The sequence below is a fragment of the Microvirga sp. CF3062 genome, from assembly GCF_036314045.1.
Lineage (GTDB): Bacteria > Pseudomonadota > Alphaproteobacteria > Rhizobiales > Beijerinckiaceae > Microvirga.
Map to the genome: position 1 here is coordinate 70,855 of NZ_JAYGGN010000010.1, position 20,769 is coordinate 91,623.

Here is a 20,769-nt window from a genome sequence, read left to right on the forward strand (position 1 = left end):
CATTGCAAAGAGGCAGCATGCGGTCGATATGAGCGGTGGCTGATTTCAACGCGGCATCGCTTTCTTCCTCCCGGCGATGTCGTGTCGGCCGTTCCCTCTGGAAGGTTTTGACTTCTTTGTCGGACCTCTACTTATGCCGGGCCTTTGGCCCGGCTTTTTTCTTTTTCGCGTCAGGTTGAAGTCAGCTCCAGCGGACGTGAGACTGCTCCGCCTCCTCCTTCAGCGCCCGACGCAGGACCTTGCCCACATTGGTTTTTGGAAGGGTCTCGCGGAACTCGATCCGACGGGGCACCTTGTAGCCGGTCATGTGCTCCCGGCAGAACTGGCGCAGCTCGTCAGCCGTGAGGTTCGGGTCCTTGAGGACCACATAGGCGACCACCGCCTCGCCCGAGTGTTCGTCCGGCAGGCCGATGACAGCCGATTCCATGACGCCCGGATGGTTTGCGAGCACATCCTCGACCTCGTTCGGATAGACGTTGAAGCCGGAGACGAGGACCATGTCCTTCATGCGGTCCACGATCTTGATCTGACCGTCGGGCAGGATGACCCCCACGTCGCCGGTGCGGAACCAGCCATCCGCGGTCATGACTTTGGCGGTCTCGTCGGGCCTTTGCCAGTAGCCCGCCATCACCTGCGGACCCTTCACGCACAGCTCGCCCCGTTCCCCAGGAGGAAGCTCCTGGCCGTCGCTGCCGCGAATAGAAACGTCCGTCGAAGGCAGGGGATAGCCGATCGTGCCGGTGAAGTCTTCGATGTCGAGCCGGTTGGCGCAGACGACCGGCGATGTCTCCGAAAGACCATATCCTTCGACGATTGGCTGCCCGGTGATCTCCTTCCACTTCTTGGCCACGGCTTCCTGGGTTGCCATGCCGCCCGAGACGGCAAAGACCATCTGGGAGAAATCCACCTTCTCGATACCCGGCGCATGCGCCAAGGCGTTGTAGAGGGTGTTGAGGCCCGACATGAGCGTGATGCGGCTCTTCTGCAGAGTCTTGACGAAGCCCGGAATGTCGCGCGGGTTGGCGATCAGCAACTGGCAGCCGCCGATCTTCGCCATCAGGAGCCCGCAGACCGTGAGAGCGAAAATGTGGTAGAGCGGCAGCGCGGTGACCATGAGATGATCCTCGCGCGACCCGAAGAAGGGAAGCATCCAGGCCTCGCATTGCAGCACATTGGCCACCACGTTGCGATGGAGCAGCGTAGCCCCCTTGGCAACTCCGGTCGTGCCTCCCGTGTACTGCAGGAAGGCGACGTCATCCGGCGAAACGGCGACCGGCTGCGGCTTCTTCCGCGCGCCTTCGGTCATGACAGCCTTGAAGGTCACCGCCTGCGGCAGGCTGAACGGCTTTACGGCCTTCTTCACGTGGCGCGAGACGAGATTGATGATCTGGCCCTTCAGGCCCATCAGATCGCCCGGCGTCACAAGGACGACCCGATCCAGCTTGATCTCCGGCAGCGATTCTTGAACCGTCACACCGAAGTTTTCGAGCACGAACAGGAAGCGGGCGCCAGAGTCGTTGAGCTGATAGGTCAGCTCCCGCGGGGTATAGAGCGGGTTGACGTTCACCACCGTGCCGCCGGCCATCAGGATCCCAAACAGGATTGCCGGGAAGGCCATGACGTTCGGCAGCATGATGGCAACCCGGTCTCCCTTCTTCAGCCCCTGTGCCTGAAGCCAGGAGGCGACCGCATCCGCGTCGCGCCCCAGCTCGGCATAGGTCACGCGCTTGCCGAAGCTCTCGGCGGCCGGGCGGCTCGGGTACTTGGCGAGGGCATCGCGGAAGATGTCATTGACCGTGCCGATCCTGGCCTCGTCGATCATACTCGGAACGCTTGCCGGATAGGACTTGAGCCAAGGGCGGGTTGCTGAAGGATCCGGAGCACCAGCAGGGGCAGGCACTGGGGTCGTGGCGTTCATCATCATCCTCCGCTTCGTGGCGAGGTTTGCTTCATGGGAGATGGCGTCTCCCAGGCATCGGACCCAAAAGTGGTTTCCACTTTTGGGTCCGATGCCCATTGTTTCATGGCGCATCGTTCGGAGCGGAAAACCGGATCCACTTTTCCGCACGATGCGCTAAGCTTAACTTGGCGCGGAAGAGTCCTTTTGTCGATGGGAATAGTTTAGACCTGAACGATCCCTGCGGATCGTTCAGGTCGAGAGTGCTCAATGGATCTTTTGCAGCACCATCTCGGCCGGGCGGCCGCTGAGCTCGGCCATGTGATCGAACCGGGTCGAGAAGGTTCCCACGCCTGCTGTCGCGGAGCGCAATTCGACGATCAGGTCGCCGATCTCGGATTCCGGGATCGTCGCGCTTAAGACCTGCCACCCTGCCCATCCGGGCCGCTCGTCATAGCCGAGGATCTGCCCGCGCCTGCCGGTCACCAAGGCTGTGGCCTTGGAAAGGGCCTCGGAAGGGATCGTGATCTCCACCGACAGCACCGGCTCCAGCAGCACGGGCTTGGCCTTCGGCAGGGCTTCTGCCAGCGCAAGCTTCGCCGCCGCCTGGAAGGCTGCGTCCGACGAATCCACCGTGTGATAGGAACCATCCGTGAGCGATACGGCGAGATCCACCACCGGAAAGCCGAGGGGGCCGCATTTGAGCGCATCCCGAACACCGGTCTCGACCGAGGGGATGTACTGGCGTGGCACCACGCCGCCGGTGATATGATCCTGGAAGGCAAAACCATCCCCACGCGGCAGCGGCTTGATCTCGATCATCACGTCGCCGAACTGGCCATGACCGCCGGTCTGCTTGCGGTGCCGTCCCCGGGCTGCTGCCGGCAGCTTGATCGTTTCGCAATAGGCCACCTTAGGCCTGGCGGTTTCCACGCCCACCTGGAACCGCGAGGCGAGCTTTTCGACCGCCACCCGCAGGTGCATCTCGCCCTGCCCATGAAGCCGGATCTCGCCCATTTCCGGGCGGGTTTCGATCACCAGCGAGGGATCCTCCTCGGTGATCTTGGCAAGGGCGCTCGAGAGGCGTACGTCGTCCTTGCGGTCCTTGACCTTGAGAGCCACCGCATAGACCGGCTCGGGCGGTGCTATCGACAGGATAGCCTCCGGCCTCGCCTTGCCGGCCGCAAAGCTGTCGCCCGTGGCGATGTTTTCCAGCCGGCCGAAGCCGACCGCATCACCCGCAACAGCTTCCGGCTTTCGGGTCGTGGTGTTGCCCACCATCGTCAGGAGGCTCCCGATCCGCGCCTCGCCGCCACGGGAGCCGACCACCATGTCGCCCTCATGAAACGTGCCGCGCATGACGCGGGCGATAGAGAGCTTGCCACCCTGCCCCTGGTGCAGGGTCTTCATGGCCTGGGCCAGGGGCGCCCCCTCTTCGGACACACCGAGGCGCGCGCGGGTCTCAGTCAGCGTCGGCGCCTCATGGCGCAGCGCCTTGAGAAGCCGCGTGATGCCGTTGCCGCGCTCGGCCGAGCCGAACAGGACCGGCGCCACGTGCCTTTCTCTCAGCTCCTTCGAAAGATCGTCGAAGATCTGGTCGCGCGGCGGCTCGATTTCCGAAATCAGCTCCTCCATGAGCTCGTCGTCGTAGTCGGCCAGCCGCTCCAGCATGGCGAAGCGCGCCTCCTTCTCCCGCGGCAGTTCGCCCTCGGGCAGATCCACGACTTCGCTCGGCGCATGTTCGCGATAGATGAAGGCGCGCTCCAGGGCGAGATCGATGAAGCCCACCGCAATCCCGTCCTTCCAGAGCGGGATCTGGCGCAGGAGCAGCGGCGTGCGCGAGGCTTCCTGCAGGAGCGCGAGCGTCTCGCGGATGCGCTGCGTGGCCGTGTCGATCTTGTTGATGAAGAGGAAGCGCGGAATGTCGGCTTCCTCAAGTTCACGCAGGATGATTTCAAGTGCGGGAATCTTGCGCTCATCCGCTTCGCAGACCACGATCGCCGCATCGCAGACCGGCGTGATGTTGCGCATCTCGTGCAGGAATTCCGTGGAGCCGGGGCAATCGACGAAAGTCAGGCTCTCACCCAGGAAGTTCACGGTAGCCACATTGGGCTCGATGCTCATGGCATGAGCGCGGGCCTCTGAACTCGCATCACCCACACTGTCCTTAGTCGCCACGCGCCCTGCCCGCGAGATGGTCCCGGTCCGCTCCAGGATGGACTCCAGAAGCGTGGTCTTGCCGCTCTGAAACGGGCCGACGATCGCGATGCATCGCGGGCCCGAAGCTGGTCTGCCGTTGGGTGCCATGGAAAAAGTCTCCTTCCCCTGCCCCCAGTGTGGCGCGCTCTTCACAGGCGCGTTACCGCGATGCTCTGCCTGTCGCTGCGGAATGGCAAGGGTTTTCCTGGAGATCAAGGCGCCTCCGGTACAAGCAACCAGAGGAGTAAAGAAGGCAACTTATGCAACTAAAACGCGATCACCCCTATGGTCATGCTACTCCTATGCTCTAGCCATTCGATAAAAGAAGAGGCATAAGATTTATGTTATAAAGTATCTTACATTTTAGAGAGCCACTTCCATGCCGCAACCACTCCCTTCCGGCTCGCCGTTCACTATTGGTGCAGCCAAGCTCGGCACTCCGGCCGATGCTAAAATTACTGCTTTGCAAGATGGGGGGTTTGCGGCGGTTTGGACATACTTTGCGACCGACGGCACCTCCGTCATCAACTTACAACTGTTCAACGCAGACAATACCCAAAGGGGTGGGGTTCAAGCGATCAGCCAAGGGACGGGCACCACAGCCACAAACGCCGACATCACCGTTCTGACGGATGGCAAGATCCTGGTTGCTTGGCAGAACGTCCACAAGGCCAGTGAGTACGAAGAGCCGGACCAGGGTATCTTTGCACAGCTCTACCATCCCGATGGCGGAAAGATCGGGGATAGCTTCCCGGCGACAGGCATCCTGGGAGGAGGCGCCGACAGCTCTCCAAGCGTGACGGCCTTGGCCAATGGCCAGTTCATGATCGGCTGGAACGATCACAATGGTACTTCAGCCGCCTCCCGCCATCTGGCTTATCGATACACTGGCGCAGGGGCCCCCACCGAGCTGTCCTCAGTCGACGCGATGTACTACAATAGCCCACAAGGCGACGTCACCGGCATGAAGAACGGCGGCTATGTTCATGTGGCAACGTTGCTACCGACAAGCCCCAAAACCTCCGACGGGTCCGGAACAACGGTCTTCCTGAGACTTTACAGAGAGGGATCTCCTGACGGCTATATGTCTGCAAATTTGAGGGTGAATACCTCCTTCACAGGCGACCAGCATCAGGTTTCGGCCGTGACCCTGTCGAACGGCAATATTGCCATCGTCTGGACGGATGAGAACACTGCTGCGGATGAATCCGGCAGCTGTGTGAAAGCACGGATCTTCAAGCCGGGCGGTGAAAACGGGGTATGGATCACAGGCGAGATCCGGATCAATACGACAACCTTGAACCATCAATCCAACCCTGTGATCGCTGCCGACAACAATGGCGGCTTCATTGTGGCGTTCGAAGATGGAAACCTTGTCTCCAGAAGCCGCATCCGCGCCGCAACATTCGATGCAACAGGCGCGCGAACAAGCGACGACTTTTTGGTGAGCAATGCTATCGTCGACGCCTCTACCCTCTATCACCGGGAAACCGACGCATCGATCACCATGCTGAAGGATGGTCGGTTTGTCGTCAGCTGGACCGATGAAGGGTTTGTCAAGCAGGGCAAGATGCCTTCGGTCAAAGCGCAGGTCTTTGGATCAAGCTCAACTGGCGGCGGTGGTGGTGGCGGCGGCAATCCGGATCCAGATCCCGATCCGGTGCCGAACATTCTCACCGGGGATGACGGCGACAACGTGTTCGACGGGACGAAGGTCCAGGGCTTGATCGATGGACGCGGCGGCAAGGATACGGTGACCTATCAAGCAGCCGACGGTGGTGTCGTCATCCTCCTCGCCAATCCCGAGTTCAATGCGCGCCATGCGGCCGGCGATACCTTCAAGGACATCGAAGTCATCATTGGTTCGACTCACGACGATGAACTGATCGGCGATGCACAGGCGCAGGAATTCCAAGGCGCCAATGGGCACGATACCCTTATGGGATTTGGCGGTAACGATGCCCTGCTTGGAGGAGACGGCAACGACACCCTCTCTGGTGGAGAAGGTGCCGACTGGCTCGATGGCGGAACCGGGATCAATGTCGTGAGCTATGCTCAAGCGACAAGCGGGGTGATCGCAAACCTCCAGAACCCGGGTGCAAATGCAGGCGAGGCCGCCGGCGATAGCTTTAACCTCATCCAGAACCTCACCGGCTCACGATTCAACGATACCCTCACCGGCGATGGCGCCAGCAACACCCTCGTCGGCGGCGACGGCAATGACCTCCTCGTTGGCGGAGAAGGCGCCGATCATCTCATCGGCGGAAACGGGGACGACACGCTCGATGGCGGTGGCGGCACCGACATCCTTGAAGGTGGTGCCGGTCGCAACACCTACGTCAACGCGGATCAGGACCAGATTGTCAATGAGTTGGCCGGCAGCTTCGACGTCATTCAGACCACGTCGCACTTCGTCCTTAACGAAGCTTCGGCCATTGAAGGCATTGTGGCCGACCCGAATGCCGGGGCGATCAACCTGACCGGCAACCGATCGTCGAACAACATCCTCGGCAACAGGGACGCGAATGTCCTGATCGGCCTCGACGGGGATGACATCCTTTCGGGTGCCGGCGGCAGTGACGACGTGAGAGGCGGCCTTGGCCAGGATGTGCTCACTGGCGGCACCGGCAAGGATATGCTGACAGGCGGAACGGGCCGAGACATGTTCGTCTTCGATGACAAGGAGACGGGCTCGTCCAAGAGCAATGCCGACACCATCACTGACTTCTCCGGAAAGCATGGCGACCGGATCGACCTGAAGGCGATGGACGCCAACACGAAGAAGCGGGGCGACCAGAAGTTCTCGTTCATTGGTGAAGAGGAGAGCTTCAGCAAGGCCGGCGAGGTGCGCTTCGAGAAGGTGAAGGGGTACACCTACGTGCACCTGAACACCGACAGTGACAAGGCAGCAGAAGCCGTGATCAAGCTGAAAGGCGCCTTTGATCTTAGCAAGAGCTGGTTTCTCCTGTAAGCCCCGCACGCTCTCACAGAAAGGCCCCGCTCAGCGGGGCCTTTTTCATTGCTTGGAGCTGTTTCCACGCGCGTCAATCATTTCTTGTCTTTGCGGCGTTCCCATTCTGCCGAAATGTCTCCGGTTCGCATTGGGCATCCTATCGTGCCCGATGCGACGTGAAACCGGCGGCGCCTAAGTTGTTCGGGCGCAGCCAGACAAAAGCGATGCAGGGAGATACTCCGGTTCGAGCCGCTGAGAGGGCAATGGCGTTGCGGGACGCCGGAAGGGCACCGGCGACACCGGGGAGCTCGGTGCAGATCATATCTCCGACACAGGAGCGACGGCGTTCCTTAGAGAATATCTCGATCAGGGTCTTCTTGCGCGGATCCCAGGCCGGTTCGGATGCGGCGAACAGACTTTCCCCTCTGTTTGGAGAGTTGCGCAGGGGAAGCTTCTTCTCATTGATAGGACAAAATCGCACCTTTGTAGAAGCTAGCTTTTCTATTGGAGCCCTTCCATGTTCCTCGCCGTCCAATCCGTCCGCAAGCCTCAAGCGAGCGAGATCATCCAGCGTGTCAGTGCCGCCCCTAACGGAGTGCAGGACGATGCAGCCTCTTATGGTGGTCAACTCAGCATGGGGGGTCGGTACGTTGTCTTCAATGGTGAAGGCAATCTCGTCCCCCACGTCCCATTCACTGGGACGAAGATATTCTTGAGGGACACGCTTACAGGAAGCGTTAGTCTGGTCTCCGTTACTCAAGGGGGAGTGCAGGCGAATGGCGACTCTGAAGCCTCAGCAATCAGTGCGAATGGGCGTTATGTGGTGTTCAAGTCAAATGCCGACAATCTGACCGCAGGCGACACCAACAACGACGATGATATCTTCCTCAAGGATCTGAGCACCGGCCTCCTGACCCGCGTGTCGACAAGCACGGAAGGAACTCAAGCCGATGCGCCTTCTTATGAACCTCAGGTCAGCGCGGACGGCCGCTATGTTGTCTTCGAAAGCTATTCCAACACTCTCGTTTCCGGCACAACCCCGCAGCGTCTCCACATCTACCGGAAAGACACCTGGAGCGGAGAGACCAAACTGGTCTCGGCCTCGCAAGGGGGTGTCGAGGGACACGACGGCTCCAAGAGCGCGCAGCTCAGCGGGGACGGGCGTTACGTGGTCTTCGAGAGCAATGCCAACAATCTCGCGGGACAGGACCTCAACGGGCGCTCGGATATTTACCGCAAGGACATGGTGACCGGTGTCGTCACGCTGGTGTCAGAAACAACCGGCAACGTTCTCGGCGACGACCATTCCCACAACCCGCATATCACACCCGACGGGCGCTACGTTGTGTTCGAGAGCAGCGCCAATAACCTCGGCGGCGGCATGAACGGCACGCGGGACATCTTCCGCAAGGATCTCCAGACCGGCCAGGTCATCCTGGTGTCCGCGGCCGCCAATGGTGCATCCGCGAACGGGAGCTCCGAGGAGGCCCGCATCAGCGCCGATGGCCGCTATGTGATCTTCAAGAGCGATGCGAACAACCTCGTCGCGGGAAGCCCGGTTGATACATCAAATGTCTTCCTCAAGGATCTCTTCACAGGCGTTGTGACAATCTTATCAACCTCTGCCGAGGGTGCATTACCCGACCAATCGTCCGAGACCCCTCACATCAGCCCGGATGGGCGCTATGCGATCTTCACGAGCGATTCAGGTAATCTCGTCTCCGGCGATACCAACAACAACGAAGACGTGTTCCGGGTCGATTTGCTATACAAGGTCAACGCCGCGGCGATTGCGGAAGGTCGCTTTATCGAGACGACGCTGGCAGTCGGCAATGCCTCCAGCGCCACCATTGCCTGGGGCGACGGCACCAGCAGCACCGTGACGCCCACCAGCGGCAGCGCCGCCTTCAGTCATGCTTATGCCAGCACCGGCACCAAGGCCGCCACCGTGATCCTGACCGAAGGCGCCCTGACCTGGAGCGTGGCTCATACGGTGGATGTCGGCGCCAGCAGCATGGTGCGCAACACCGCCGTGGCCGACACGCTCTCGGGCGGCGCGGGCAGCGACTCCCTCACCGGCGACGCCTTTGCCAACATTCTGATCGCAGATGCCGGCAATGACTGGCTGAGCGCGTCATCCGGTAACGACCACCTGGATGCAGGCTCGGGCAATGACTCGCTCTATGGCGGAACCGAAAACGATACGCTTGATGGCGGTTCGGGTAATGACCGGCTCTATGCCGAGTCGGGCAACGACCGCCTGTCCGGTGGCACGGGCAAGGACACCCTCACCGGCAGTTCGGGACGCGACACCTTCGCGTTCGACGACCGAGAGACGGGCTCGTCGAAGAGCCGGGCCGATTATCTCACCGACTTCTCCGGTCGACGGGGCGACAAGATCGACCTGAAGGCGGTGGACGCCAACACGAGAAAGCGCGGTGACCAGAAGTTCTCGTTCATCGGCGATGACGAGAGCTTCAGCAAGGCCGGCGAAGTACGCTTCGAGAAGACGAAGAGCGCCACTTACATCTACCTCAATACCGACAATGACAGATCAGCCGAAGGCGTGATCAAGCTGAAAGGCTCCCTTGAGCTCAGCAAAAGCTGGTTCGTGCTATAAGGACACGGGAAGCGAAAGGCTTCCCCTCTCCCGGCCTGCTGTGCAGGCCACCCTCTCCCGCTCCGGGGAGAGGGCTAACCGTCCTGATGCTCGCCCCGCCGCACCACGCGCATGGCCGTGATGGTGACTGGCCCGGCGCGCAGGAGATTCATGGCCGAGACGATCATCTCGGCCAAACGCTCGGGCGCGATGCTGTCGCCCTCGATGTCGAGCAGAAAATCCTTCGCCTCCACGTAGCCGCCATTGGTGAAGTCGACGCGGGCGTCGAACTTCACGCGGTGGGTGGAGGCGGGATTGGCCCGGTAGGGCTCCGCCGCGGGATCGGGATGGAAGGTCCGCGGCAGGCTCATCAGCGCAACGATCCGCAGAAGCGCTGGATGCGGTTGCAGGCATCCTCGAGCGCGGCATTCGACGTCGCGTAGGAGATGCGGAAGTTGGGGCCGAGCCCGAAGGACGAGCCGTGCACGGCTGCGACGCCTTCCGCTTCCAGCAGCTCGGACACGAAGTCCTCGTCCGTCTCCAGCACCTTGCCCGACGGCGCCGTCTTGCCGATGGCCTCGGCGCAGGACGGATAGACGTAGAACGCGCCTTCAGGCATCGGGCACTTCAGGCCCTTCGCCTGGTTGAGCATGGAGACCACGAGGTCGCGGCGCTCCTCGAACGCCTTCCTGAAACGCGGCAGGTGATCCTGCGGACCGTCGAGTGCCTCGACCGCAGCCCATTGCGAAATCGCGCTCGTTCCGGAGGTCTGCTGGCCCTGCACGAAGTCCATGGCCTTGATGAGATGCTCGGGGCCACCGGCATAACCGATACGCCAGCCGGTCATGGCATAGGCCTTCGAGACGCCGTTCATGGTGAGCGTGCGCTCGTAGAGAGCAGGCTCCACCTGAGCGGGCGTGACGAACTCGAAATCGCCGTAGGTCAGGTGCTCGTACATGTCATCGGTCAGCACCCACACATGCGGATGGCGCATCAGCACGTCGGTGATCGCCTTCATCTCGGTGCGGGAATAAGCAGCACCCGTCGGGTTCGACGGCGAGTTGAGGATGATCCACTTCGTCTTCGGCGTGATGGCGCGCTCGAGCGGCTCCGGCTGGAGCTTGAAGCTGTGCTCCATGGTGCAGTCCACGAACACGGGCTTGCCGCCGCACAGCACCACCATCTCAGGATACGACACCCAGTAGGGCGCCGGGATGATGACCTCGTCGCCCGGGTTCAGGGTGGCGAGCAGCGCGTTGTAGATCACGTGCTTGCCGCCGGTGGACACGATGGTCTGCGAGGGCTTGTAGTCGAGGCCGTTCTCACGCTTGAACTTGCGGGAGATCGCCTCGCGAAGCGGCACGATGCCGGAGACCGGCGTGTACTTGGTCTCGCCCCGGCGGATGGCCGCGATAGCCGCTTCCTTGATGTTGTCGGGGGTGTCGAAATCCGGCTCGCCGACGGAGAGGCTGATGACGTCCCGCCCCTGGGCTTTCAGATCCCGCGCTTTCTGCGTGATGACGATGGTGGCAGACGGCTTGATGCGGGAAAGGGCGTCAGACAAAAAGCCCATGGGAATCCTCCGAGGGGGGCGTTAAAAAGGGACCGTGACGGCGGCGGACCCTAAAGCGGGCAAGCCGTCCAAGCAAGCAAAACAGCCCGCCAGACGGGATTTTGAGGAGACGCCTTTTCCGATGACCCAATCCGTCACCCGCCGCCTCGCGCTCGGCCTTTTCGCCGGCGCGGCCCTGTTCGCCTCAGCAGCCTCCGCCCAGGATTTCCCGAACCGCGTCATCAGGATGGTGGTCCCCTACCCGGCGGGCGGCCCCACCGACGTCATCGCCCGCATCGTGGCGGAGGAGATGGGCAAGTCGATCGGCCAGAACGTGCTGGTCGAGAACCTCGCCGGCGCCTCCGGGGCGGTCGGCACCCGCACGGTCGCCAAGGCGGAGCCCGACGGCTACACCATCGTGTTCGGCAACAACCAAACCCACGGGAACAACATGTTCCTGCTGAAAGAGCCGGGCTATGACGCGGTGAAGGACTTCGCGCCGCTCGCCGGCGCGGGCGCTTTCGAGCATGTGTTCGTGGTCAAGAACGACCTCTCCGTGAAGACGATCCCCGAGCTGGTGGAACTCGCCAAGAAGGATCCGGGCAAGCTCAATTACGGCTCGACGGGCGTGGGCTCCGGCTCGCATCTGGCCACCGAACTCTTCATGACCCGCACGGACACCAAGATGACCCATGTGCCGTTCCGAGGCGCCGCTCCCCTGGTGACGGAGCTGATGGGCGGGCGCATCGACGTGTCGAACTCGACCCTGCCGAGCGTGCTGTCCCAGTTCCAGGCCGGCCAGATGCGCGCCATCGGGATTGCCAGCCCGCAGCGCAACCCGCAGGCGCCCGATGTGCCGACCTTGCGCGAGCAGGGCATCACCAATGCGGATGCGGAATCCTGGGCCGCCTTCTTCGCCCCGGTGAACACGCCCAAGCCCATCCTCGACAAGCTGTCGGGCACGATCATCGCGATCCTCAACAAGCCCGAGGTGAAGGATCGGATCACCAAGCTCGGCTTCACCCTGAACGTGCGCGATCCGGCAACCTTCAAGCCGTATCTCGAGAAGGAGATCCAGACCTGGGCCGAGATCATCAAGGCGGCCGGCATCAAGGCTGAGTGAAACTCGTATAATCCACGTCGTCATGGCCGGGCTTGTCCCGGCCATCCACGTTTTAAGAGGCTTGAAGACGTGGATGCCCGCAACAAGTGCGGGCATGACGCGGGTTGTAGGAGACAACTGATGCAACGCTACCAGGGCCGCCTCATCGACCACATCCACCTGCGCGTCTCCGATCTCGAAGCGAGCCGGCGCTTCTACCGCGCTGTCCTGCAGGCCTTGGGGCATGACTTCACCTCCGAGAGCCCGGGGCATTTCGCCTGCGACGAGTTGTGGGTCGATCAAGCTGATGGCCCGGTCTCACGGGTCCATCTCGCGTTTCAGGCCAAGGACCGCGAGAGCGTGCATGCGTTTCATGCGGCCGCCCTCAGCGCCGGCGGGCGGGACAACGGTGGACCTGGGGAGCGCTCCTACCATCCTGGCTACTACGCGGCCTTTGCCTTCGACCCGGACGGTCACAACATCGAGGCGGTGCATCACGGGCCGGCGGAACGCTCCGCACCGTCCGTCGTTGTGACACCGGCAGGTGGAAGCTAGCTTGCCACAATAGTTAATAATTGGTTAACAAAGACTTAGCCAAGAGTCCGTAAGCAGCACTTTCGCCGCACCCTGGAACTTTCTTGAATCAAAGAAGTTTTTCTGTCGTGATCGTCCTTCGGTTGCTAGGGGAAGAACCGATGAAAACCTTCCAGGCCAGAAACACCTGCCACGTGTCATCCCGCGTCCAGCGTCTCGATCGGCGCCAGGAAAGCCGTTACTCCCTTGCCTTGATTATGCTGATGGGCTTGGCGACACTCTCCGTCATGGCGATGACTCAGACGCTCTCCGCGCAGGACACGAAAACAATCCACGTCTATTCTCCGCGATAACGCGTGAGTGAACGACGGCACGGTTGACGCCCTGCTGCAAGAGTCTAGCTCTCCGGCATCGGACCGACGGAGAGATGTATGTTCAAGCTTCGTGTTGCCCTGGCCTGCGCCCTGACGCTCGGCGCCCTTTCCCCCGCTCTGGCCCAGGACACCCAGCGTTTCCGCACCGACAAGGTGGAGGTGATCGTCGAAACGGTCGCCCGCGATCTCCAGAACCCGTGGGGCCTCGCCTTCCTGCCCGACAACCGCATGCTGGTCACCGAACGCGCCGGGCGCCTGCGCATCGTCGATGCCAATGGGTCTCTTTCCGAACCGATCCGCGGTCTCCCGCCATTGGCCGTGCGCGGACAAGGCGGCCTTCTGGACGTCGCCCTCGACCCTAACTTCGCTCAGAACCGCCTCGTCTACCTGAGCTATGCCGAGGATCGCGGCGAGGGTCGCGCCGGCACCAGCGTCGCCAGGGCGCGGCTTGCCGGGAACGGAACGGCGCTCGAAGGCCTCCAAGTGATTTTCCGCCAGGAGCCGTCCTATACCGGCGGCAATCACTGGGGCTCGCGTCTGGTCTTCGACCGCGAGGGCAATCTTTTCGTGACGCTGGGCGACCGCTTCGACCTGCGCAACCAGGCGCAGAACCCGGAGAACCACATCGGCAAGATCGTCCACATCAAGCCCGAAGGGGGTGCCGCACCCGGCAATCCTTATCCGAACCGCGAGGATGCCCGGCCGGAGATCTGGTCCATCGGTCACCGCAACCTGCAATCGGCGGCCCTCCACCCGACCACGGGTGAACTCTGGACCGTCGAGCACGGCGCGCGCGGCGGAGACGAAGTGAACATCCCGCAGAAGGGCAAGAACTACGGCTGGCCCGTCATCTCCTACGGGGTCGACTATTCGGGCGCGAAGCTCGGCGAGGGCACGAAGAAGGCAGGCCTTGAGCAGCCGGTCTATTACTGGGATCCGTCCATCGCCCCGTCCGGCATGGCCTTCTACACCGGCGACAAGTTCCCGGCCTGGCGCGGCAGCATCCTCGTCGGCGCGTTGGCCGGCAAGCTCGTCTCACGGTTGGAGACCAACGGCAACCGGGTCACGGGCGAGGAGCGTATGCTGCAGCAGCTCGGCGAGCGCATCCGCGACGTGCGCCAGGGACCGGACGGCTTCGTCTATCTACTCACGGATTCGCGCAACGGCCGCATCCTGCGCATGAAGCCTGCAACCTGATCGGCTGGTCCCAAGGCTTGCCCTTGGTGCTCCTCCCTCGTCATCACCGGCCTTGTGCCGGTGATCCACGCCTTTGTCTCTCATCAACCCTCATCCTGAGGAGGTCGCGCAGCGACCGTCTCGAAGGAGGTTCCAGAGACAACTGAAGCCCTCCTTCGAGACGCAGTCTGCGTCTGCTCCTCAGGATGAGGTGAGAGCGAGGGAAAGACGTGGATGGCCGGGACGAGCCCGGCCATGACGATACAAATGTTCAGCGCCCCTGGAAGATGAAGGCGGCGCCTGCGGCGATGAGGCAGAAGCCGATCAGGTGGTTCAGCCCGAGCGGCTCTTTCAGGTAGAGCACCGAGAAGCCTGCAAAGACCACCAGGGTGATGACCTCCTGCATGGTCTTCAGTTCGGCTGCCGAATAGACGGCGGAACCGATCCGGTTGGCCGGCACCGCGAACCAGTATTCGACGAAGGCGATGCCCCAGCTCGCCATCACGGCAATCCACAAGGGCGATGTCTTGAACTTCAGGTGCCCATACCACGCGAAGGTCATGAACACGTTCGAGGCGATCAGCAGCAGGATGGGTGCGGTGTGGGGGCTCATCGGACTTTTCGGAAACGCTAGGATGCGGGCGCGCCCTGCCCTATTCTTCTCAGCTGGGCTGTCAAGCGGCCGGTGGGGAACAGGCAGAACATGCGAAAGAAGGCTGTGGCAATCGGACTCGTCAGCGTCGGTCTCGGCTATGGCCTGTGGCGTGGTTGGGAAACGGGGCTTGAGCGATCATGGCAGGGCCTGTTCGGCTCGCCTGATCTGGGGGCGGTGGACTTTGCCACCCTCAAGCGCCGCAACAATCCCAACGATGCCCTGATCTGCCCGCGCGACATCTGCCCTCAGGCACAGCCAGATGCGGAGCCGCCGGTCTTTCCCGTGCCCAGCGCCCGCCTGCGCAGCCTCGTCTCCGAGGTGGCCTTGGCGGAACCCGGCACAAGCCTTCTCGACCGAGGCCCGCAGCAGGATCGCTACCTCGTCCGCACGCGGTTCATGCGCTTTCCCGATACCGTGGTCGTGCAGGTATTCGACCGGGGCGAGGATGCATCGACCCTAGCGCTTTATTCCCGCAGCCAGATCGGCCGCTCGGATTTCGGCGTCAACAGGCGGCGGATCGAGCGCTGGGTTGCCCGCATCGGCACGCTGGCCGCACGGCAGCTCTCTTAGAGCATCGGACCCAAAAGTGGAATGCACTTTTGGGATCCATCCGATGCTCCAACTCTTGGTTGGCGCATCGTTGAGCGCGGAAAACCGGGTCCACTTTTCCGCACGATGCGCTAACGGGCATACAGGCGTTGCAAAACCTGAGATCCGCCGGCAATCTGCGGATTGGACGGATCGAAGCCCTCCCGCTTCTCCCTCTGGGTAACGAGGCCGCGTGCCTTCTCGAAAGCCGTGTCCAGACGCGCGTCGCTCCTGAGAGCCTTGTTGAAGAAGGCATCGCCGAAATAGGTCCAGGTCGCCCCGTCCCGGCAGCCGAAGGACGGCTTGTCGGCCGCAGCCGCCGTGATCACCAGGGTGCGTGCATCGGCCAACTCACGGGCGAAAATGCCCGAGTAGCAGGCTGAGATGATCACCACCCGGTGCTGCGCCTTGGTTCTCTCAAGCAGGGTTCTCACATCACCCGGCGTGACGAGACGGGTATCGCGCCCGGCTACAAGCCCGATCCCCTCAGGCGCGCCATGGGAGGTCAGGACAAGCACTACGACATCCTCGGCGGGATCGAGCGTGCGGCCAGCGGCCTCGGCCGCAGCCACGAGAGTCTCGGGCGTCGCGCCAGCACGGCGCTTGGTGTTGAACCGGACGATGGAGCGACCCTTCGCACCGAACTGCTGCTCGAGGATGCGGGCAGCGCCCTTGGCCTCGCTCTCGAAGACGCTCTGCGGCCCCCAGAGGCCGAAGGACAGGATGTACACATCGGTCTGTCCCGGACGGTGCGGCGCCAGCTGGGACGAATCGGCCCGGCGGGCGGTCTGCCCGAGGGCATCGGGGGGAAAGCCCAAAGCCAGACAGAACCCGATCAGGCAAAAGGCAACAAACCGACGCATCGCAAACTTCCCCAGATCGGAGGATCCTAGCCGTAGCGCACCTTCAAAGCCAGGATCAGCCCCACGAGCACAAAGTTGATGGCGTTGGAAAAGATGATCGGCGCGCTGTCGACGAGAATGCCGTAAATCAGCCAAAGCACGATCCCCAGGGTCAAAATGCCTTGCGCGAACAGTGAAATCGACCGGGTGTCTTTGGTGCGGATGGTTCTGAAGGCCTGCGGCAGCCAGCAGACAGTCGTCAGAATGGCGGCTGCAAAGCCGAGGATTTCGATGCCGGACATAATCGATTCGCGTGTGGAGAGACGTATCTCTATCACAGCGACGGCTTCGCGCTTGTTGAAAATGTCGGAAGCTTCCGGTGGGCCGCCGCATATCCCCCCTTGGAAGCTTCGCCGGGGCTGAACCGAATGCCCGCTTCCGGGTTTCCCCTGTCAGGTACGTGACAACGACATCGTCCCAAGAGGGTTTTCCATGGATATCGCGCTCGACAAGGTTTGCGAACTCATTCTCCGGGCCAGGGCCATCGATGTGAAGGAAGGCATCACCGATCCGGCTTCGGGTTCAAACCCCACCGACGACGGCAGCATCGATGCTCTCACCGCCTCACCGGACGACGCGACCGAGGAAGAGGTGCGGGACGTGATTGCCGGCCTCAACGACGACGAGCGCGCCGACCTGATCGCGCTGGTTTATATCGGCCGCGGCGACATGGAGCCCGAGGAATGGGGCGCCGCCGTGCGTCTCGCCCGGGAGCGCGAGGAGGCGAGTTCCGCCTCGACAGCCGATTGGCTCATCGGCATCCCGAACCTCGCCGACCTTCTGGACGAGGGCCTCAACGCCATGGGCCGCAGTTGCGCCTGAGCGAGATGGCGCGCCGAAGATCACCGGCGCGCCGCCCTTGAACTACATCGCCTTCGGCATCGCCGCGATATCGCGCACGGTCCCATTCACGCCTGCAATCATCCCGACTTCCGTGGCCTTTCCGGTCGCCAAATCGACCTTGTAGAGCGACTTGCCGCTCATGAGCCAGCCTTCGCTCATGGCGTCAGCGGAGACGATGTCGAAGGCAGCAGCGCCGGCTTCCATGCCCAGCATGCCGACCGAGTTCAGCACGCCGTCATTCGGAGGCACCTGCTTGACGAGCACGCCGCTCGCCTCGATGTCGTACAGCGTCGTTTCCTTCGCGCCCTTCATGGAATTCGTGTAGGCACCGGCGACCACCTTGGGCATCTTGCCCTTGTGCATGTCGGCATCGGCAAACTTCAATTGACCGTCCTTCGTGACCTTGCCGTCGTCCACGTTGGCGCGAAGGTTCATGCCGTCCGACCCGATGATCCGCAGCCGGTCCGCCACAGGGTTGAAATCGACAGTCGCCATGGTGCCGGGCGCCAGCATGGTGTCGAGCTTTGACTTCATGGTCGCCTTGCCGGTCGCCGGATCGATCGTCACCACCGTTCCGTCAGTTGCAACGCCATAGAGCATGCCGTCGGCCGGACGCACATCGATCCCCACCAGGGCGCCGGAGAGGCCCGAGACCTTCATCGAACGTTCGACCTTCCTTCCCGCCACGTCCACGATGGCAATCATGTCGTCTCCCACAAGCGCCGCCACGCTCTGCGCGTGAGCCGCACCCGCCACAAGCGTCGATCCCAGGAGAGCCGCGACCAAGGGTGTAAACTTCATGATGAATCCTCCGGCTTGAACCGCCGGCCGTGAGTGACCGACATTGCGCATACCCATCGGAATCCTCTATGGATGCAGAGGACGTGAATATTTTCGGCCTCCTGCATCCAACCGCAGGGTTCGGGTGTAACGTTGGCAAGTGGAAACGGAGTTCTCGCGTGAAGGCAGTGCTTGGGGAGATGGCCTCCCCGGCCTTGGACCTGAACCACGCCCTCGGCCAATGCGCCCGGGGCGATCGCGTGGCCTTGCGTGCCATCTATGACAGCGAAGCGCCGCGGATGCTGGGCGTCGCCATGCGGCTCCTGCGGCGGCGGGCTTTGGCCGAGGAAGCCGTGCACGACACTTTTCTTCAGGTCTGGCGCAAGGCCGACAGCTTCGACCCGGCCCGGGGCGACGCCCGGTCCTGGCTTTACGCCATCCTGCGCAACCGGGCGCTCAACATCCTGCGCGGCGAGACCCGGACCGATCTGGTCGAGGATTTCGAGCCCATGGGGCTCACGAGCGATGAAGAGAACGCCGAGACCGTCATGATGCGCCTGTCCGATACGGGAAACCTCAAGCGCTGCCTGGAACGCCTGGAGCCGGCGCGGCGCCAGGCCATCACGCTGGCCTACATCCACGGCCTCAGCCACGGAGAACTCGCCGGCCGCCTCGGCGTGCCGCTCGGCACGATCAAGTCGTGGATCCGCCGGTCCCTGCTGGCGCTGCGGGAGTGCATGGCATGACCCGCGACGATCAGGATCGCCTCGCCGCTGAGCATGTCCTTGGCCTCCTCGAGGGCGAGGAGCGCGGACTCGCCGAACGTCTGCTGACCTCGGACGAGTCCTTCCAGGCTCTCGTCCAGCAATGGCACACCCGCTTCGCGGAATGGGACAACACGGCTGTGAACTTCCCGCCGAGTGACGCTCTGTGGCAGCGGATCGACACAGGCCTTGAAGCTCAGCCTGCAGTGGCTGCCGCGAGGCCTGTGGCATCCGCGCGTCGGGAGACTTCGCCGAGCCTGCTGCAGGGGCTCTGGAACAGCCTCGCCTTCTGGCGCGGCTTCGGCATGGCCGGTGCGCTGGCCGCACTCCTGCTCACCGTGGGCGTGAGCTACTTCGCGGACAAAGCCACCCGCCAGCCGACCCTCGTGGCGGTTCTCATGAGCGAGACCAACCAGCCCGGCGCCGTGCTGCGCACCTTTGCCGACGGGCGCCTCGAGCTCACGCCGCTCGGCGACATGGAGATCCCGCACAATCACTCCATCCAGGTCTGGACCTTCCCGGACCCGAACGGGGCGCCGGTCTCCGTGGGCGTGGTGCAAACGGCCAGGACGGTGCTGCTCGATCCGCGAAACCTGCCGCAGCCGCATTCGAATCAACTGTTCGCGATCTCGGTCGAGCCGCTCACCGGCTCCCCCACGGGCCTGCCCACAGGCCCGGTGGTGATGAAGGGAACAGCGTCCACCGCACTGTGACGGCGCCCTATTTGTGACACGGATCAAGCCAATACTTTTGGTTAGTCCATAAGGAGGATGCCATGACTCCGCGCCGCCCGCCTGACAGGCCGGACGATGACAAGCCGAGCGAGCTGCAGCCGTCCGTGCACAAGGCTCCCAAGGATATTGCGTCCGAGAACGAGAACCCTGTTCCCAAGTTCAATCGGGATCAGCCGCGCCTCGTGAAAGCAGAAGACGTCGAGGTAGAGGTCGACCGCATCGAGGCTTACCTGAGGGGTCCGACGGCGTTCACCGCCTGACCCCAAAATTTTTCTCTCTTCACGAAAACGCGACCCCGCATCCAATCGCATTCATGCGGGGTATCCGCCCTGAAGGTTGAGCCTTCGGTCTCCGGCAACAAGGCCGGGATCCTTAATCCAACCATTTCAGGGACCAGATCCATGAACATCCGTATTGCCTGCATGACTGCCGCCATCGCTCTTGCGACCCCAGCTCTTGTGATGTCGCTGCCTGTCACCGCACAGGAGAAGACCACGACCGTTGGCGGCGCGCCGATGTATCCGTCCAAGAACATCGTCGAGAATGCCGTCAACTCGAAGGATCACACGACGCTGGTTGCCGCCGTGAAGGCCGCGGGCCTCGTCGAGACCCTGCAGGGCAAGGGCCCGTTCACGGTGTTCGCACCCACCAATGCAGCCTTCACCAAGCTGCCCGCCGGCACGGTCGATACGCTTCTGAAGCCCGAGAACAAGTCTCAGCTCAGCGGCGTGCTCACCTATCACGTGGTGGCCGGCAAGATGACCGCGCAGGATCTCGTGGCGAAGGTGAAGGAAGGCGGCGGCAAGGCCACCTTGAAGACCGTGCAGGGCGCAACGCTGACGGTCATGCCCTCCGGCAACACGCTCACCATCACCGACCAGAAGGGCGGCAAGTCCACCGTCAGCATCGCCGACGTGATGCAATCGAACGGCGTCATCCACGTGGTCGACACCGTTCTGCTGCCGGGCTAATCCCCGAACCCGGCAGGGGCGGAGCGAAAGCTCCGCCCGTTTTTCCCAGTGCCCGCAGACTTCAGCAGCCCTTCGAGGCTGCTTTTTTTTATGCCAAAGCCGCGTTCCCTTGCAGCATCGGCCAAAAAGTAGCTTGCAACAGACAA

20 protein-coding genes are annotated in these 20,769 nt (G+C 62.4%); 12 read left to right on the forward strand and 8 right to left on the reverse strand.

Annotated elements, in window-relative coordinates; genetic code table 11:
- Positions 1 to 181: 181 nt before the first annotated feature.
- Both VB618_RS17135 and VB618_RS17140 read right to left on the reverse strand, forming a co-directional pair.
- Complete coding sequence (locus VB618_RS17135; protein ID WP_329797943.1) at positions 182 to 1,918, reverse strand: AMP-binding protein; 1,737 nt, start codon at positions 1,916 to 1,918, stop codon at positions 182 to 184.
- 246 nt (positions 1,919 to 2,164) lie between these two features.
- The gene (locus VB618_RS17140; protein WP_329797944.1) at positions 2,165 to 4,204 is read right to left on the reverse strand and encodes an elongation factor G; all 2,040 of its coding nucleotides are present in this window, start codon (positions 4,202 to 4,204) and stop codon (positions 2,165 to 2,167) included.
- A 271-nt stretch (positions 4,205 to 4,475) separates the two neighbouring features.
- Here VB618_RS17140 and VB618_RS17145 point away from each other — a divergent pair, with 271 nt between their 5' ends.
- Together VB618_RS17145 and VB618_RS17150 are read left to right on the forward strand one after the other, a co-directional pair.
- Complete coding sequence (locus tag VB618_RS17145) at positions 4,476 to 7,067, forward strand: calcium-binding protein (RefSeq protein WP_329797945.1); 2,592 nt, start codon at positions 4,476 to 4,478, stop codon at positions 7,065 to 7,067.
- Between the two features lie 802 nt (positions 7,068 to 7,869).
- Entirely contained in the window at positions 7,870 to 9,669 is a 1,800-nt protein-coding gene (locus tag VB618_RS17150; protein WP_329797946.1) for a hypothetical protein, read from the forward strand.
- 74 nt (positions 9,670 to 9,743) lie between these two features.
- On the opposite strand, the gene VB618_RS17155 is transcribed toward VB618_RS17150, so the two are convergent.
- Positions 9,744 to 10,019, reverse strand: a complete 276-nt coding sequence (locus VB618_RS17155; protein WP_329797947.1) for a hypothetical protein — start codon at positions 10,017 to 10,019, stop codon at positions 9,744 to 9,746.
- Positions 10,019 to 11,221: a pyridoxal phosphate-dependent aminotransferase gene (locus VB618_RS17160; RefSeq protein WP_329797948.1), complete on the reverse strand. Its 1,203-nt coding sequence runs from the start codon at positions 11,219 to 11,221 to the stop codon at positions 10,019 to 10,021. Before VB618_RS17160 ends, VB618_RS17155 begins: the two co-directional genes overlap by 1 nt.
- Positions 11,222 to 11,342: 121 nt before the next feature.
- Here VB618_RS17160 and VB618_RS17165 point away from each other — a divergent pair, with 121 nt between their 5' ends.
- The 4 genes from VB618_RS17165 to VB618_RS17180 all read left to right on the forward strand — a co-directional run bounded on the left by VB618_RS17165 (position 11,343) and on the right by VB618_RS17180 (position 14,407).
- Positions 11,343 to 12,323, forward strand: coding sequence for a Bug family tripartite tricarboxylate transporter substrate binding protein (locus VB618_RS17165; protein WP_329797949.1), 981 nt, complete (start codon positions 11,343 to 11,345; stop codon positions 12,321 to 12,323).
- Between the two features lie 120 nt (positions 12,324 to 12,443).
- Positions 12,444 to 12,857 (forward strand): VOC family protein, encoded by a 414-nt coding sequence (locus VB618_RS17170; RefSeq protein WP_329797950.1) that lies wholly within the window; start codon positions 12,444 to 12,446, stop codon positions 12,855 to 12,857.
- Between the two features lie 140 nt (positions 12,858 to 12,997).
- Positions 12,998 to 13,189 (forward strand): hypothetical protein, encoded by a 192-nt coding sequence (locus VB618_RS17175; RefSeq protein ID WP_329797951.1) that lies wholly within the window; start codon positions 12,998 to 13,000, stop codon positions 13,187 to 13,189.
- Positions 13,190 to 13,267: 78 nt separating this feature from the next.
- Positions 13,268 to 14,407, forward strand: coding sequence for a PQQ-dependent sugar dehydrogenase (locus VB618_RS17180; protein ID WP_329797952.1), 1,140 nt, complete (start codon positions 13,268 to 13,270; stop codon positions 14,405 to 14,407).
- Between the two features lie 250 nt (positions 14,408 to 14,657).
- Here the strand turns inward: VB618_RS17180 and VB618_RS17185 are convergent, their stop codons facing one another.
- A complete protein-coding gene (locus VB618_RS17185) occupies positions 14,658 to 14,999 on the reverse strand; it encodes a DMT family protein (protein ID WP_329797953.1) in 342 nt (113 codons plus the stop codon).
- A gap of 90 nt (positions 15,000 to 15,089) precedes the next feature.
- Between VB618_RS17185 and VB618_RS17190 the strand changes: the two genes are divergently transcribed.
- On the forward strand, positions 15,090 to 15,611 hold the full coding sequence (locus VB618_RS17190) for a DUF1499 domain-containing protein (protein ID WP_329797954.1): 522 nt from the start codon (positions 15,090 to 15,092) through the stop codon (positions 15,609 to 15,611).
- Positions 15,612 to 15,721: 110 nt separating this feature from the next.
- Here VB618_RS17190 and VB618_RS17195 read toward each other — a convergent pair whose 3' ends face one another.
- Both VB618_RS17195 and VB618_RS17200 read right to left on the reverse strand, forming a co-directional pair.
- On the reverse strand, positions 15,722 to 16,492 hold the full coding sequence (locus VB618_RS17195) for a C13 family peptidase (RefSeq protein WP_329797955.1): 771 nt from the start codon (positions 16,490 to 16,492) through the stop codon (positions 15,722 to 15,724).
- Between the two features lie 26 nt (positions 16,493 to 16,518).
- Complete coding sequence (locus tag VB618_RS17200; RefSeq protein ID WP_329797956.1) at positions 16,519 to 16,773, reverse strand: SemiSWEET transporter; 255 nt, start codon at positions 16,771 to 16,773, stop codon at positions 16,519 to 16,521.
- A 190-nt stretch (positions 16,774 to 16,963) separates the two neighbouring features.
- Here VB618_RS17200 and VB618_RS17205 point away from each other — a divergent pair, with 190 nt between their 5' ends.
- Positions 16,964 to 17,353, forward strand: coding sequence for a DUF3775 domain-containing protein (locus VB618_RS17205; RefSeq protein WP_329797957.1), 390 nt, complete (start codon positions 16,964 to 16,966; stop codon positions 17,351 to 17,353).
- Between the two features lie 42 nt (positions 17,354 to 17,395).
- Here the strand turns inward: VB618_RS17205 and VB618_RS17210 are convergent, their stop codons facing one another.
- Complete coding sequence (locus VB618_RS17210) at positions 17,396 to 18,175, reverse strand: DUF4394 domain-containing protein (RefSeq protein ID WP_329797958.1); 780 nt, start codon at positions 18,173 to 18,175, stop codon at positions 17,396 to 17,398.
- Between the two features lie 179 nt (positions 18,176 to 18,354).
- Here VB618_RS17210 and VB618_RS17215 point away from each other — a divergent pair, with 179 nt between their 5' ends.
- The 4 genes from VB618_RS17215 to VB618_RS17230 all read left to right on the forward strand — a co-directional run bounded on the left by VB618_RS17215 (position 18,355) and on the right by VB618_RS17230 (position 20,623).
- On the forward strand, positions 18,355 to 18,900 hold the full coding sequence (locus tag VB618_RS17215; protein WP_442931845.1) for a sigma-70 family RNA polymerase sigma factor: 546 nt from the start codon (positions 18,355 to 18,357) through the stop codon (positions 18,898 to 18,900).
- Positions 18,897 to 19,631 carry an anti-sigma factor gene (locus VB618_RS17220; protein ID WP_329797960.1) on the forward strand — a complete coding sequence of 245 codons (735 nt, stop codon included), beginning with the start codon at positions 18,897 to 18,899 and terminating at the stop codon, positions 19,629 to 19,631. Before VB618_RS17215 ends, VB618_RS17220 begins: the two co-directional genes overlap by 4 nt.
- A gap of 62 nt (positions 19,632 to 19,693) precedes the next feature.
- The gene (locus VB618_RS17225; RefSeq protein WP_329797961.1) at positions 19,694 to 19,912 is read left to right on the forward strand and encodes a hypothetical protein; all 219 of its coding nucleotides are present in this window, start codon (positions 19,694 to 19,696) and stop codon (positions 19,910 to 19,912) included.
- 141 nt (positions 19,913 to 20,053) lie between these two features.
- Positions 20,054 to 20,623 carry a fasciclin domain-containing protein gene (locus tag VB618_RS17230; protein ID WP_329797962.1) on the forward strand — a complete coding sequence of 190 codons (570 nt, stop codon included), beginning with the start codon at positions 20,054 to 20,056 and terminating at the stop codon, positions 20,621 to 20,623.
- Positions 20,624 to 20,769: the final 146 nt, after the last annotated feature.

Excerpts from the sequence above, each read along its gene's own strand:
- VB618_RS17140 (WP_329797944.1), bottom strand. The coding sequence starts at position 4,204 with ATGGCACCCAACGGCAGACCAGCTTCGGGCCCGCGATGCATCGCGATC.
- VB618_RS17175 (WP_329797951.1), top strand. The coding sequence starts at position 12,998 with ATGAAAACCTTCCAGGCCAGAAACACCTGCCACGTGTCATCCCGCGTC.
- VB618_RS17170 (WP_329797950.1), top strand. The coding sequence starts at position 12,444 with ATGCAACGCTACCAGGGCCGCCTCATCGACCACATCCACCTGCGCGTC.
- VB618_RS17230 (WP_329797962.1), top strand. The coding sequence starts at position 20,054 with ATGAACATCCGTATTGCCTGCATGACTGCCGCCATCGCTCTTGCGACC.
- VB618_RS17180 (WP_329797952.1), top strand. The coding sequence starts at position 13,268 with ATGTTCAAGCTTCGTGTTGCCCTGGCCTGCGCCCTGACGCTCGGCGCC.
- VB618_RS17160 (WP_329797948.1), bottom strand. The coding sequence starts at position 11,221 with ATGGGCTTTTTGTCTGACGCCCTTTCCCGCATCAAGCCGTCTGCCACC.
- VB618_RS17165 (WP_329797949.1), top strand. The coding sequence starts at position 11,343 with ATGACCCAATCCGTCACCCGCCGCCTCGCGCTCGGCCTTTTCGCCGGC.
- VB618_RS17190 (WP_329797954.1), top strand. The coding sequence starts at position 15,090 with ATGCGAAAGAAGGCTGTGGCAATCGGACTCGTCAGCGTCGGTCTCGGC.
- VB618_RS17205 (WP_329797957.1), top strand. The coding sequence starts at position 16,964 with ATGGATATCGCGCTCGACAAGGTTTGCGAACTCATTCTCCGGGCCAGG.
- VB618_RS17210 (WP_329797958.1), bottom strand. The coding sequence starts at position 18,175 with ATGAAGTTTACACCCTTGGTCGCGGCTCTCCTGGGATCGACGCTTGTG.
- VB618_RS17135 (WP_329797943.1), bottom strand. The coding sequence starts at position 1,918 with ATGAACGCCACGACCCCAGTGCCTGCCCCTGCTGGTGCTCCGGATCCT.
- VB618_RS17200 (WP_329797956.1), bottom strand. The coding sequence starts at position 16,773 with ATGTCCGGCATCGAAATCCTCGGCTTTGCAGCCGCCATTCTGACGACT.
- VB618_RS17185 (WP_329797953.1), bottom strand. The coding sequence starts at position 14,999 with ATGAGCCCCCACACCGCACCCATCCTGCTGCTGATCGCCTCGAACGTG.
- VB618_RS17220 (WP_329797960.1), top strand. The coding sequence starts at position 18,897 with ATGACCCGCGACGATCAGGATCGCCTCGCCGCTGAGCATGTCCTTGGC.
- VB618_RS17215 (WP_442931845.1), top strand. The coding sequence starts at position 18,355 with ATGGCCTCCCCGGCCTTGGACCTGAACCACGCCCTCGGCCAATGCGCC.
- VB618_RS17145 (WP_329797945.1), top strand. The coding sequence starts at position 4,476 with ATGCCGCAACCACTCCCTTCCGGCTCGCCGTTCACTATTGGTGCAGCC.
- VB618_RS17155 (WP_329797947.1), bottom strand. The coding sequence starts at position 10,019 with ATGAGCCTGCCGCGGACCTTCCATCCCGATCCCGCGGCGGAGCCCTAC.
- VB618_RS17225 (WP_329797961.1), top strand. The coding sequence starts at position 19,694 with ATGACTCCGCGCCGCCCGCCTGACAGGCCGGACGATGACAAGCCGAGC.
- VB618_RS17195 (WP_329797955.1), bottom strand. The coding sequence starts at position 16,492 with ATGCGTCGGTTTGTTGCCTTTTGCCTGATCGGGTTCTGTCTGGCTTTG.